This window comes from Bacteroidota bacterium (assembly GCA_017303975.1).
GTDB lineage: Bacteria > Bacteroidota > Bacteroidia > JAFLBG01 > JAFLBG01 > JAFLBG01.
Genome location: JAFLBG010000047.1, coordinates 1 through 14,767, shown reverse-complemented (window position 1 = coordinate 14,767; position 14,767 = coordinate 1). Strand labels below are relative to the sequence as shown.

The window sequence follows — 14,767 nt, the reverse complement described above, 5'->3', positions numbered from 1 at the left end:
TAACTACACAACATCTTTCTTCTCAAGAGTATTAGAATCATCAGCTAGAGATTCATTGCTCGCAGTAGTTGTAGATTCCAACTTAGAACTTTCGGGCTTATTGGTTGTAAAAAAAGATTTTTGAAATACCAATACAATACCTACACCAACACTAATAGATGCATCGGCTATATTAAACACAGGTCGAAAAAAAATAAACTCTTCGGTGCCCCAAATAGGAAACCATGCAGGAAAATGGCCTTCGATAATTGGAAAATAAAACATATCCACTACCCTACCCTGCAAAAAACTAGCATATCCGCCATCGGCAGGCAAAAACTCTGCTACTTGAAAATTACTATCCGAAAACAAAACACCATAAAATAAGCTGTCTAAAATATTTCCAATGGCACCTGCCATTATAAGAGCAATACTATAAATAAACCATTTATGCGACTCATTTTTTTTAATCATAGAATACAACAGCCATCCTAGTGCACCCACAGCTACTAATCTAAATATGCTCAGAAAATATTTGCCATAATCGCCTCCCAACTCCATTCCAAAAGCCATTCCGTTATTCTCTGTAAAATGTATAATAAACCAGTCTGCTATATGAAATTCTTCTCCCAAAAACATATGTGTTTTAATCCATAGCTTCAAGGCTTGGTCGAGCAGCAAAACTGAAAATATTAGCAGAATAACTCTTTTTCCCACACGAATTACTTTTAAACAATAAAGCCACCCTTTGACTATATGCTCGGGGTGACTTTATTTAAATTATTGGTTTATTAAAACTTAGCTTGATCTAATTTAGCATCAATACTTAGTGTAGCATGAGGTACACTTCTTAAACGTTCTTTAGAAATTAATTTACCGGTTGCTCTACAAATACCATACGTTTTATTCTCGATACGAATTAATGCATTTTGCAAATTTTGTATGAATTTCTCTTGACGAGCAGCCAACTGCGCTGTTTCTTCTTTTGACAACACATCAGAGCCATCTTCCAACAATTTAAAGGTAGGAGATGTATCGTCTGTACCGTGGTCATCTTTATGAGACAACGTACTTTTCAACAACTCATAATCTTTTTTAGCCTCATCTAATTTTCTCAGTATAATTCCCTTAAACTCTAACAATTCTTTATCTGAATAGCGGCTTCTGTCATCCTTATTTATTTGAGGTTTTGGAACCACAGGATTCAATTTATTAGGCTTTACAATAGTTTGCTGACGTGGCAACGAAATAGACGATTCTTTTCGTTGTGCCGCTGCATTACCCATGTTATCATCATCAATCGAAGATGATGACTCTACCTCTTTCTTACCAACAGGCTTTTTAGCTTCAGGTATATTTCTCGATGAATTTGTTGTATCTACTGACATTTTTTTAATAGGTATGTTTTTTAATGGCTTTTGAGCTGTTACCACTTTCTTTGCAGAAACCTTAGGAGTACTTTTTACTACAACCTTAGCTTTCACTACTTTCTTAACAGCAGCCTTTGTAACTTTCTTAACTGGCTTCGCAACTTTTTTAGCAACGACTTTCTTAGCAGGCTTTACAACCTTTTTAGCAACCACCTTTTTAGCAGGTTTAGCAGCTTTCTTTGCTACAGTTTTTTTAGCAGCTACCTTTTTCACAACTTTTTTAGCTGGTTTGCTAACCTTCTTTGCCGACTTAACTGGAGCTTTAGCCGACTTTTTTACTACCTTTTTCTTAGCCATGCTTATTAATTTAATTTTGTTATTGAAATAATTGTTTTAACTACATCATCAACCTCAATAAGTTCTCCGTCTTGTGGAGGAATGGTTGTCACCAATTCAAGTGAGGAAGCCAATGTTTCCGCGCAAATATAATTCAAATTATTTGAAATTGCAGTATCAATTTCGTTATGTGATTGTATTTTTAAAACGATTCTGTCGGTAACCTCAAAAGCCTTGTCTTTCCTCAGATTTTGAATTCTATTAATAATTTCACGAGCTATCCCTTCCTGCCTTAAACTATCTGTAATTGTAATATCTAGGGCAACTGTGTATTTTCCGTCTGTTGCAACAAGCCATCCAGGAATATCTTCGGATGTAATTTCAACATCCGCCAATTCCAATTTAAATGATTCATTTGCATCAATTACAAGTTGAATAAATCCTTGCTTCTCGATTGTACTAATGTCTGATTGCCCAAAGCCATTTACCAATGCGGCAATAGCTTTCATGTGCTTACCGGCTCTAGCTCCCAACGACTTAAAATTAGGCTTTATCTTTTTCACCAAAATTCCGTCCGTTTCCTTCATGTACTGCAACTCCTTCACATTCACTTCAGCCAAAATCAAATCTTTTATAGCCTCCAATTGATGCTGAAAATGAGCATCTAAAATAGGAATCATAATTTTCCCTAACGGTTGTCGCACACGTATTTTATGCTTTTTACGCAACGAAAGTACCATGGACGATACCTTTTGAGCAATTTCCATTTTCTCTTCCAAAAGTTCATCTATTAATGATTCGTTAGCCTTTGTAAGGTAGGACAAGTGAACTGATTCGAATACACTAGCATTTTTCACAGCCCCACTCGTAAGATTTTTATATAACCAATCAGAGAAAAACGGTGCAAAAGGGCTTGATAATTGAGCCACCACATTCAAACACTCGTACAATGTTTCATACGCAGCTTTCTTATCTGCCGTAAGTTCTCCTTTCCAAAAACGCCTACGCGATAGACGTATGTACCAATTTGACAAATGTTCATCTACAAAATTCTCGATAGCACGTGCCGCAGGCGTTGGATCGTAATCGTCCATAAACCGCGTAACATCTTTAACCAATGAATGTAGTTTAGATATAATCCATCTGTCTAATTCTATGCGTTGCGTGATAGGAGTTACTTTATTTTCATCGAATTGAAAATTGTCAATATTGGCGTACAATGCAAAGAAAGTATATGTATTGTACAATGTGCCAAAAAACTTCCTCTGAGCCTCTGCAATGCCCTCTAAATCAAACTTAAGATTATCCCAAGGAGAAGCATTAGTAATCATGTACCAGCGTGTAGCATCTGGACCATATTTTTCAAGTGTTTGGTAAGGATCAATTCCGTTACCCAAACGCTTGCTCATTTTATTTCCATTTTTATCTAACACCAATCCGTTGCTAACAACATTCTTAAAAGCAACAGAATCGAAACACATAGTAGCAATAGCGTGCAATGTGAAAAACCAGCCTCGAGTTTGATCTACACCTTCAGCAATAAAATCAGCAGGGAAATATTTTTTATCGTCAATTAACTCTTTGTTTTCAAATGGGTAGTGCAGCTGTGCATAAGGCATAGCACCGGAATCAAACCATACATCTATCAAATCGGTTTCACGGTACATAGGCTCTCCTTTGGAAGACACAAGAATAATATCATCAACATAAGGACGATGCAAATCGAATGTTGAAGCATGAATATCAAATTTAGAGTCAATACCTTTTTCTTTAGCTTTATCAAGCTCTTTGGTCAATTCTTCTATAGAACCAATACATTTTTCTTCACTACCATCTTTTGTTCTCCATATTGGTAATGGTATTCCCCAAAAGCGCGAACGAGAAAGATTCCAATCTTGTAGGTTTTCGAGCCAATTTCCAAAACGCCCTGTACCGGTAGATTCCGGCTTCCATTTAATTGTCTTGTTCAACTCCACCATTCTATCTTTGAGTGCAGTTGTTTTTACAAACCAAGAATCAAGCGGATAATAAAGCACCGGCTTATCGGTACGCCAACAATGCGGGTAATTATGCTCGTACGTTTCTTTCTTGAATAATTTACCTTCTTCCTGAAGCTTAAGTATAATACGGTCGTCAACGCTTAGATATACTTTTAAGTCTTTTATTTTTCCGTTGGCTTCCAGTACCCTTTTTTGCTTTTCGAATTCAACTTGTTTCTCTTCATCGTTTAAATAAGCTTCTTTCACAAACTCATCGCCAAATAAGAAAACACCATCTTGCACTTCGCGCAAAAATTTACCACGTTTATCTACCAAGGTAAGTGAATCAATTCCATTTTGTTTGGCTACCCGAAAATCGTCAGCACCAAAACTAGGTGCAATATGCACGATACCAGTACCATCTTCGGTTGTAACGAAATCGCCAATCAAAACTTTAAACGCAACGCCTTCAGGCTTAACAAATGGCAATAGCTGTTCGTATTCTAAGCCTGCTATTTCAGATCCTTTAAACTCTGATAAAATTTCGAATGGAATATTCTTATCTCCAGTTTTATACTCTTCAAACTTCAATTCTTTATTTTTCTCTGAAAAATATTTTCCTACCAAATCCTTTGCAAGGATTGCTGTAATTGGCGTTCCTGTAAATGGATTAAATGTTCTTACTGAAACATAAGTAATATTCTTACCAACAGCCAAAGCTGTATTTGATGGAAGTGTCCAAGGAGTAGTTGTCCAAGCGAGAAAAAAAACATCGTTCTTCGTTACTCCCGCTCTATTTCCATCAATTAACTTTTCAACTTTCAACTTTGAACTTTCAACTATTTTAAACATCGCCACCGCACTCTTGTCTTTCACATTGCGGTAAGATCCAGGCATATTCAATTCATGGGAACTAAGTCCAGTACCAGCTGCAGGAGAATAAGGTTGAATAGTATAGCCTTTATAAATTAATCCCTTTTTGTATAGGTTTTGCAACAACCACCAAACACTTTCTATGTATTTATTATCATTGGTTACATATGGATTTCTCATATCTACCCAATACCCCATCATTCGTGTTAGTTCTTCCCATTTATCGGTATATTTCAAAACCTCTTTCCTACAAGCTTGGTTATAATCGTCAACAGAAATTTTTGTACCGATATCCTCTTTTTTAATTCCCAATGTTTTCTCTACAGCAAGCTCAATAGGCAATCCGTGGGTATCCCAACCCGCCTTGCGCTTTACCTGTTCGCCTTTAAGCGTATGGTAGCGACAATAAATATCTTTTATGGTACGCCCCATTACGTGATGAATTCCAGGCATTCCATTGGCAGATGGAGGACCTTCGTAAAATACAAACGGAGCTTTGCCTTCGCGAGTAGAGATAGACTTTTCGAACACTCCGTTACTTTCCCAAAAAGATAAAACATCTTTACCAATTTGAGGAAGATTAAGTTGCTTGTATTCGGGATATAGTTTTGACATACTAAAAAATTCTATTTACTAAATTTTAACTATTCGTTTTTCTTTAAAAATAAACAGAAAACTTAAAGAAAAAACAAGTGGCAAATATACCATTTTTAGTACGATACACCTAAGATTGGATGTCCTTATTTAACTTCATAAACTCGAAACACTTCTTTGGAAGTAATTAGCTGAATTGGTTTGTAGACTAGCGTTTGCGAGTCGACATCAAAACTAACAAATCCCTTTCCGGATAAGGATTTCAAAGCAAATGAATTATCTTCTAAAAATATAAATTCATATGATTGGCCAACAAATTCATCACTCACACCAAGGTTAGTACTCCACATCCATTTGATGGTATCGCCATTTATGGGTACAAATTTGAAGAGACAGGAGTCGTCCGGGAAAAACTTAGTTGCAAATAAGCGTTCGTTTCTTTTCGACACAAAAAAAGTATTGGAAGACCTTATATAAAAGGGGGGGCCTGCTAAAATTTCAGCTTTGGTATATTCTTCAGGTAATCCTTTTTTTGATCGCACAGGATCGGTTGGTCTTAATTTAGATTTATACTCGTATGATTTCTTTGTACTTCCTAAAACAGAAAAATAGGAGTTCTTTGTATTGGCATCCCAATGCAGTACACCAACATTGTATTGCCATGTTTGAAACATATTTACAACAATTATAAATACAAGTACACAACTAAAAATAAATTTACTCCTCCTACTTGAATACATACAGTCTTGAAATGTAACAGCCATTGGAATTGCAAGTATTGGATACACATCTATTAAAGGGCGCATTCCATATGATCCTCCATACCACCAACACCACCAAGAGAACGTAACGTACAAAAACACAGGAAAAACAAAAACAACAAACAAAAAAATCTGTTTTACTTGCGAACTTATATATTTTAAGCCCCAAAGTGCAAAAAGCATTAGAGGGGTATATATAAGCCATCCTTTTCTAAAGCCAATTAAACCTTCTAAAATATGAGGTTGCAAAAAATAAAAAAACTCACCCACATACGAATAAAACAAAAAATGCCCTGTAACATAATGCCAATAAATAAGTTGTATCGAAACAACTAAAAAGCTCGTCAATAGTACGAGAGAAAACTTAGCCAGGTTATCTTTAATAAAATTCAACTTGGTCCGTAAGGAATTTATACTAAATACATTCCACACAAATGGCAATGAACAAATAAGAATATTTATAGGTCTTACCAGAATAATCAAGCCTATAAGCATTCCTATTACAAGAGCAATTTTTACAGATGGTTTTATATGAAAGAGATGTGTAACCCACAACAAAATACAAACCAGCGAAAAGCTGTATTGATGAGAAAAAAGAGCCTCGCCATAGGAATACCAAAGCAGATTGGTTCCTAAATACAAACTCCATAATACAAGCCATACTATAGTAGGCTTAACATACAGAAGAAGAATTTTCCGCAAATAGAAAAAGCCAAGTGTCAAATAAAAAAAACTTCCAACAGCTAAGGCAATTTGATAGGCTGGCGAATATCCATCCGCCATGAAACCTGTTAATGGAGCCAATACGAAATGCCCTAAAAGAAAAAAAGGCAGATATAACAAACTCATGCCAATACTCATTTTCATTACATATCCGCCATTCTCGGAGCGAGTAGCAAAATATTCATTCGTGCATGCAGTATTGGGGTCATCTAAGAATTTAAGAGCTAAATCATCACAAATAAAATAAGCCGTTAAATATCCATAATAACCTACTACATCGGACTGAATTTGATTTCTAGACCAGTTTTTTTGATAACTGTTTAATAAAAACCAACATATCAAAAAAATAAAAAAATGAATGTGCGCCTTTCTCAACTAAAAAACGATTTGTTTATGTTTAACAAAAATCAAAAAGAGTTAAACTAAGAATAAATTATATATATTTGAAACGTATTATACAGATTTACATAATGATAATTGAACTTTTAGTAGGCTTGTTTGTTATAGCACAAAAATAACAATGAAAATGAATAGGTTCTCTATTAAAGATTTCGAAAATATTTCAGGTATAAAAGCGCATACAATACGTATTTGGGAACAGCGCTACAATTTATTATCTCCCCGCAGAACAGATACCAATATTAGATATTATACACACGAAGAGCTTAAAAAGCTTTTAAATATTAGTTTTTTATATACAAACGGATTCAAAATTTCGAAAATAGCCGATTTAAGTGAAGATGGGATAAAAAAAGAAGTTGAGAAGCTTACCGAAACTGAGACAAAAGAAGACGAACAAATAAATGCGCTAGTTATTGCTATGATTGAGATGGAGGAGTTGAAATTTGAAAAAATAATTTCTACCAACCTCTTGCGTCATGGTTTCGAAAAAACAATGACATCCATAATTGCACCCTTCCTAGAGAAAATTGGAATTCTGTGGCAAACAAATGCAATTAACCCAGCACAAGAACATTTTATTTCAAATTTGATAAGACAAAAAATTGTTGCTGCCATAGACGCATGCCCATACAACACAAATAAGCACGCTCGTAAATTTTTATTGTATCTTCCGGAAAACGAGCTGCATGAGCTAAGTCTCCTTTTTTATGCTTATTTAACGAAACAAAAAGGACACAACACCATTTATTTAGGGCAATCGGTTCCGTTTGAAGATCTACTCTCAGTGGCAAAACTAAAAAAGCCAGAATACATTGTAAGCGTTATTACATCGCAGCTTAAAGACATTTCAATGAAAGATTACATTGAAAATTTATCCGATACATTCGAGCACAGCAAAATATTTCTGTCGGGTATGCAAATAGCTACTTACGACAAAAATTTTCCGAAAAACATTACTACGTTTAAAAACCCTAGCGAATTTCTGTCGCTGTTATAATCGCTATTACATAATTCCTAATAGTTATTGATGTTATGCGGCTGCAAAACATCAAAACTGCCATTAGACCTAGATAAAAGTTAGATTTCATTACACACAATACAAGAGTCTCTTTTATGCGGTAAGACTACCACATAAATCAATTTGTTTATACTTTACAAAAATATATTAAACAAAACTTGCTTATTGTTTAACTTATAGATACATTTGTTAAACAAAAAAACAAAAGGGTATGACATCTATAGAATTTAACACCAAACTTACCATGGAAACTGGGATTCTTAGAAACTTTGCATTAAAACTAACTCGCAATTCAGAAGACGCCCAGGATTTAATACAAGATACACTATACAAGGCATTGAACAATCGCGAAAAATTTGTAGATGCCACTAACTTCAGAGGTTGGCTTTTAACAATTATGCGAAATATTTTTATTAATTCATACAACAGACACACAAAGCACAATGAAATAATAAACGAAAAAAAAGATACTATTCTAACAAACCGATTGCACATAAAAAGCACAAACGAGGGGGAGTCTATAATGACAGAAAAAATAATTAACCGTGAAATAGAAACGCTGCAACAAGAATTTAGAGTCCCTTTTGAAAGGCATGTTGAAGGCTATAAATACGAAGAAATATCAGAAGAGCTGCACATACCAATTGGAACCGTAAAAAGCAGAATTTTTATGGCACGAAAAAGATTGATGGAAAAACTTAAAGAACTTAATTAATTGTTTAAAAAGAAATAAGAAAAATTAAACAAAAAAAACGGATGGAAACAACTAAAAAATACATTGAAACTACAATTGATGAAATAGGCAACAATCACATTCTTACTTCTATTGAAACTCCGCTAAGAGAAGATGCTTTTGTTCTTGATGATGAATTGAAAATAGAATTAATTGAAGATAAATTCACAGAAATAATGAATATTCATGGCTTGGATTTAACTGATGACAGCTTAAAAGGAACCCCACACCGAGTTGCGAAGATGTACGTGCAAGAAATTTTTAGCGGACTAAATCCCAAAAACAAACCGGATATAAAACTCTTTGAAAACAAATATAAATACCAAGAAATGTTGGTCGAAAAAAACATTACGTTTTATTCGAATTGCGAACACCACTTTGTGCCAATAATCGGAAAAGCTCACGTAGCCTACATTTCAAACGGAAGCGTAATTGGATTATCTAAAATAAACAGAATTGTAAATTATTTTGCCAGACGACCGCAAGTGCAAGAACGACTTACCGTTCAAATTGCAAACGAACTAAAACAACTTCTAAATACGGAAGATGTTGCGGTGGTTATAGATGCAGTACACTTATGTGTTTCGTCTAGAGGAGTAAACGACTCTAGCAGTAAAACTGTTACTTCGAGCTACCACGGGAAATTTTTAAATGAGCAAAGCAGAAACGAGTTTTTAAAATACATAGAATTTTAACATGGCTAATTATGTGATTGTTGGTGGCACTTCGGGTATTGGATTAAGTTTAGTGGAGGAGCTTGATTCTGATAAATCAAATTCAATTTATGTCGTTTCCAGAACGAATAAAAATTTAGACAAGCTCACAAATTGTATTCATATAAAATGGGATGCAATGGAACTTTCAAATTTTGAAAGCCAACTTCCGGAAATAGTTGATGGATTTGTGTATTGCCCTGGAAGTGTTAATTTAAAACCATTTGCTCGACTTACAGAAAAAGAATTTAAAGATGATTTTCAATTAAATTTTTTTGGTGCAGTAAATTCTTTACATCAGGTATTACCCAAACTGAAAATGAGTCCATTCGCATCGATTGTATTTTTAACTACAGTAGCGGCAACTATAGGAATGCCTTTTCACACATCAATTGCTGCATCAAAAGGTGCATTAGAAGGATTTTCAAAATCGCTTGCAGCTGAATTAGCTCCTGCCATAAGAGTAAATACAGTTGCCCCATCCCTAGTAAAAACGCCACTAACAGAGCGTTTAACATCTACTATAGAAAAAATTGAGGTGATGTCTAAAAAACACCCCTTACAAAAAATTGGAGAACCCAATGATATTGCAAACATTATAACGTACCTTTTATCAAAAAAAAGCAAATGGATTACAGGACAAACTTTTGCTGTAGATGGAGGAATGTCAACACTTAAAATTTAAAAAAATGAAAATATATTATTTCTTACTAATGACATTTGGCTCTATATTGGGCTGCAAAAATGTTTTGACTAAACCTACAAACGAAAATCTAACAAAAGAAAACATGACTACTACAAAATCAATTTATGATTTTACATTAAAATCAATAGATGGAAAAGACATTTCTTTGGCACAATACAAAGGAAAAAAAATACTACTAGTGAATGTTGCTTCAGAGTGTGGCTATACTCCGCAATATAAACAACTGCAAGAACTGTATGACAAAAACAAAGAAACACTTGTTATACTTGGATTTCCGGCTAATAATTTTGGAGCGCAAGAGCCAGGACAAAATTCAGAGATAAAAACATTTTGTGAAAAAAATTACGGAGTTACATTTCAACTCTTTTCCAAAAAATCTGTTAAAGGAGACGACCAACACGAGTTATATAAATGGCTATCTACAAAATCTGAAAATGGATGGAATGATAAAGCTCCAAGCTGGAACTTTTGCAAATACTTAATTAATGAAAAAGGAGAATTAATAAACTTTTTTTCATCGAATGTAAATCCGGTAGGAGAAGAAATTTCAAATGCACTTAAAAAGTAAAATACTTACAACCACCGATTTTGAGCAAATGGATAATTTGTTCAAAAAAACTTTTTTTAATTCTTTAAGTGGATTTAAAAGTGTAAACCTAATTGGAACCTTAGACAAATTTGGAAATACCAACTTAAGTATTTTTAGTTCTATTTTTCATGTTGGTGCAAATCCCCCTCTGATTGGTTTTATTGTAAGACCAGACAGTGTTGATAGGCACACGCTTCAAAACATATTAGAAACCGAAGTATATACTATCAATAATATCAAACAAGATTTCTACATAAAGGCTCATCAAACAAGTGCCAGATACCCAAAAGAATTTTCAGAATTTAAAGAATGTGGGTTTACCGAATTTTATTCAAACTCGATTAAAGCACCATATGTACTAGAATCAAACATAAATATTGGATTACAAAAAAAAGAGATAATCAAATTAGAATTGAACGGAACAATTATTGTTATAGGAGAAGTTAAAGAGGTTTTACTTCCAGAAGATTTAGTTGAAGGTGATGGTTTCGTAAATCACGAAAAAGCCGAAAGCATTACCTGTTGCGGACTTGACAGCTATCACACTACAAATATACTTTCTAGACTTGCTTATGCAAAACCCAACAAACTAACACAAAAACTAAAGTAATGGTTCACACTATCGAAGCATATCAAAAAATTCCTACCACCATTGATAAAGCATGGGAGTTTATGTCTTCTCCCAAAAATCTAAAAATAATTTGTCCGGATTATATGGACTTTACCATCACATCTAAAGAAAGTGAAATACAAAGTATGTTCCCTGGACAAATTATTACTTACACACTAAAACCGCTTTTAAAAATTCCTATTAGCTGGTGTACAGAAATAACGCACGTAAAGGATAAAGAATATTTTGTAGATGAACAGCGGTTTGGCCCTTATGCGCTATGGCACCACAAACATTTCCTAAAACCAATTGAAAACGGAGTAGAGATGTATGATTTAGTACACTACAAACTACCGATGGGAATACTCGGAAAATTGGCAAATCAAGTTTTCGTAAAAAAACAACTTCAAGCTATTTTTGATTACCGTTACAAAAAAATAGAATCGCTATTCGGCACTTACTAAGTCATGATTTTACTGTAAAAACAAAGAAATCTCTCTTTTTTGTTTGACATATTCAATTTTTAGTCGTAAATTAATAGTACCCATCTAAGCACTTTTCATTTTTACGAACTTTATTAATCGAATGAATAAAAAAATACATTTTTTATGTATTTCTTTTCTATTAATATGTTTCACTCTAACTAGGGCGCAAACGGTTACTGTTACGCCCAGTAGCAACAATGTTTGCAATACATCCCCATCTATCTCATTTACTACATCTCCTACAGGAGGCTATTTTACAGGCAAAGGCGTACAAAATGGCGTATTTTATCCAAGTTCTGCAGGCATAGGCACACACACCGTAACTTACTCTATAATTACCAATAGTGTTACATCTACTGCTATTACAACCATTACAGTAAACCCTAATCCCAATCCTGTAATTACGGGCAACTTAAATGACTGTAATGCCGCAGGAGGTGGTGGTCCTATCAAAACTGGAGGTGGTGGAGATGTTTGGTCATTTTGCGGTGGAAAATGGACCAGTGCAATGTACACTGTATGTGAAAATAGCATAGAAAGTTACTCTGTTGCTAGCATAAATCCAGGCAGCACTTACAATTGGGGAATAAGCACAGGCACTATAATTGGAGGGAATACAGGTAGCAGCGTTACTATTCAATGGCCTGCTGGAACTGGCAGTGGGTCATTAAGTGTAACCGAAACAAACAGCTCTGGATGTACAGACTCAGTAGCCATTTGCATCACAATTGAAAAAATACCAACTGCCAACTTCAACTTTAACACCTCTTGTTTAGGAATACCAACCCAGTTTAGCAATTTATCTACTGGAGGTGCTACTAATTGGTACTGGAATTTTGGAGATGGAACAACTTCAACAGAGCCAGATCCCAACCATATTTACACAGCCCCAGGTACATACACGGTTTCACTTACAGTATCCAACAAATGTGGGTGTTCACATACAATTACGAAAACAGTTACAATTGGCTCTGCGCCAGGTGCAGACATTAATTGTCCATCAACCATGTGCGCTGGGAAGCAAGCAACTTATAATACTAGTGCATTATGCAGTTCTTATAGTTGGAGTGTAACCGGAGGCACAATTGTAAATGGGCAAGGCACCAACCAAATAATTGTTAATTGGGGAAGCAACTCACCCGGTAGTGTATCTTTGTCAACGTCAGGGTGTACACCGGCAACTTGTTCCACTCCTACCACCTATCAAGTTCCAATAATTTCCCCTAACCCTGCTATAACTGGGAATTCTGTTACATGCACCGGTGCAAGCGAATTGTATTCAGCCCCCTATTGGCCTGGAGCAGCGTATACTTGGAGTTTAGTGCCATCTAGTGCAGGAAATATTATTGGAGGTGGAAATCCCAATGATATTCTTATAAATTGGGTAGGCACAGGAAATGCTCAATTGGTTGTAAGTGTTGGAAACCCTAATTTAGGTTGCCAATATACATCAACCATTGCAATAAATATTAGACCATACTTTAAAATAAGCGGGAACTGGCAAATTTGCATAAACAATAATTTACCTCTTGCCACTAACTTGCCAGGAACATATAATTGGGGAAGCTCGAATGGAGCTGTAGTCTCAGGACAAGGCACAAGCAGTGCAGTATTCAACTGGAGCGTAAGTGGGTATTACACAGTAACTGCAACTGCAACCGGAGCAACTTCAGGGCAGTATTGCAACAACACCGCTGTTTATGGAGTGCAAGTAGTTAAACCGCCTCCTATTGACTCCATTTCCGGCCCTAGATTGGTATGTCCAAGTTCATCCGGACAGTATGCGGTTGTCTATACTGGCAGTAATTCATATGGATTTAACCCTCAATACTCATGGACAATAACAAACGGAACGCCAACTACATCTTCCAACAATCCGGTAAATGTAACGTGGGGAGCAACGGGACCTTACGTAATCAAAGTGCGCATGAATCATTGGGGACAATCAACTTGTGGACCGCCTATATATAGTATGACTGTAAATAGTGTTTTATCTAACACTCCTGCCATTGCCGGAACTAGCAGTGTTTGTGTTGGATCGGCCTCTGCATTTTCTGTGCCTACAATAAACGGAGCTACCTATGCATGGTCTCTAAACCCTGCTAACGCAGGAAATATTGTAGCAGGGCAGGGAACCAAAAACACAACCATTCAATTTACAACTATAGGCACAGTTACAGTAAACTTAAGTTATGTTGCCTGCGGAATTCCAGTAACTGTAACAAAAGTAGTAACTGTAAATCCCACACCTAATCCTTCTACAACTTTACTAACACCTTGGTTATGCCCATTCTCTACTGCTAACATTGCTGCAGGAGGAGGAACATTTAGTAGTTATACTTGGCGTAACCCAACGAACAATGTAATTGGAACAGGAACAGTCGTAACTACAAGTGTTTCTGGCGTGCACCGATTAACAGTTACAAATTCCTTTGGCTGCAGTAAAACAGTAACAAGAAATGTGCCTACTGCGCCTAATCCCAATCCATTGATTACCACAAACAGCTATACTCTATTTTGTACTACAGATACTATAAAAGCTAAACTAAATGCGTTTCTTCAACAAGGCTCAAGCTTTCAGTGGATTTACACTAATTCTGTTGTTAGCACTGCCAGCACATATACAGCTACAGCTATAGGAACATATTCATTAGTTGTAAAAAATTTATATGGTTGTGACGATACATCGGCAATATTTTTAGACACCATTGACTGTTCTACAATTCCTGGGGGAGGTGGAGGATTTCCGTTCCCCGGCTTCCCAGGACTTGGTGGCGGTGGTGGTGGTGGTGGTGGCGGTGGTGGCGACGGCGACGACGGTTGCACAGCAGCATCTACATTCATTGAACTGACTTGCTCGGCCACTGGCACAGCCTCCGCGTGCACCACTGCCTTT

The 14,767-nt window shown here is 35.7% G+C and carries 12 protein-coding genes; 8 read left to right on the top strand and 4 right to left on the bottom strand.

From position 1 onward, the window contains the following. Positions 1–3: 3 nt before the first annotated feature. The 4 genes from J0M08_12955 to J0M08_12940 form a co-directional block, all read right to left on the bottom strand. On the bottom strand, positions 4–702 hold the full coding sequence (locus tag J0M08_12955; protein ID MBN8703969.1) for a lipoprotein signal peptidase: 699 nt from the start codon (positions 700–702) through the stop codon (positions 4–6). A gap of 68 nt (positions 703–770) precedes the next feature. Continuing rightward, positions 771–1,160 carry a TraR/DksA family transcriptional regulator gene (locus J0M08_12950; protein MBN8703968.1) on the bottom strand — a complete coding sequence of 130 codons (390 nt, stop codon included), beginning with the start codon at positions 1,158–1,160 and terminating at the stop codon, positions 771–773. Between the two features lie 551 nt (positions 1,161–1,711). After that, entirely contained in the window at positions 1,712–5,152 is a 3,441-nt protein-coding gene (locus J0M08_12945; GenBank protein MBN8703967.1) for an isoleucine--tRNA ligase, read from the bottom strand. A 125-nt stretch (positions 5,153–5,277) separates the two neighbouring features. Further along, positions 5,278–6,990 carry a hypothetical protein gene (locus J0M08_12940; GenBank protein ID MBN8703966.1) on the bottom strand — a complete coding sequence of 571 codons (1,713 nt, stop codon included), beginning with the start codon at positions 6,988–6,990 and terminating at the stop codon, positions 5,278–5,280. 151 nt (positions 6,991–7,141) lie between these two features. Between J0M08_12940 and J0M08_12935 the strand changes: the two genes are divergently transcribed. The 8 genes from J0M08_12935 to J0M08_12900 form a co-directional block, all read left to right on the top strand. Continuing rightward, positions 7,142–8,014, top strand: coding sequence for a MerR family transcriptional regulator (locus tag J0M08_12935; protein MBN8703965.1), 873 nt, complete (start codon positions 7,142–7,144; stop codon positions 8,012–8,014). 232 nt (positions 8,015–8,246) lie between these two features. After that, the gene (locus J0M08_12930; GenBank protein ID MBN8703964.1) at positions 8,247–8,750 is read left to right on the top strand and encodes an RNA polymerase sigma factor; all 504 of its coding nucleotides are present in this window, start codon (positions 8,247–8,249) and stop codon (positions 8,748–8,750) included. Between the two features lie 41 nt (positions 8,751–8,791). Beyond that, the gene (folE, locus tag J0M08_12925; protein ID MBN8703963.1) at positions 8,792–9,463 is read left to right on the top strand and encodes a GTP cyclohydrolase I FolE; all 672 of its coding nucleotides are present in this window, start codon (positions 8,792–8,794) and stop codon (positions 9,461–9,463) included. A gap of 1 nt (position 9,464) precedes the next feature. Next, entirely contained in the window at positions 9,465–10,166 is a 702-nt protein-coding gene (locus tag J0M08_12920; GenBank protein ID MBN8703962.1) for an SDR family oxidoreductase, read from the top strand. Positions 10,167–10,170: 4 nt separating this feature from the next. Further along, positions 10,171–10,755 (top strand): glutathione peroxidase, encoded by a 585-nt coding sequence (locus tag J0M08_12915; GenBank protein MBN8703961.1) that lies wholly within the window; start codon positions 10,171–10,173, stop codon positions 10,753–10,755. Further along, positions 10,739–11,386 carry a flavin reductase gene (locus J0M08_12910; GenBank protein MBN8703960.1) on the top strand — a complete coding sequence of 216 codons (648 nt, stop codon included), beginning with the start codon at positions 10,739–10,741 and terminating at the stop codon, positions 11,384–11,386. The genes J0M08_12915 and J0M08_12910 overlap by 17 nt, the downstream gene beginning before the upstream one ends. Next, a complete protein-coding gene (locus tag J0M08_12905) occupies positions 11,386–11,850 on the top strand; it encodes an SRPBCC family protein (protein ID MBN8703959.1) in 465 nt (154 codons plus the stop codon). The genes J0M08_12910 and J0M08_12905 overlap by 1 nt, the downstream gene beginning before the upstream one ends. Positions 11,851–11,971: 121 nt before the next feature. Continuing rightward, positions 11,972–14,767 (top strand): PKD domain-containing protein (locus J0M08_12900; GenBank protein MBN8703958.1); only part of this gene is annotated, 2,796 nt, incomplete at its 3' end.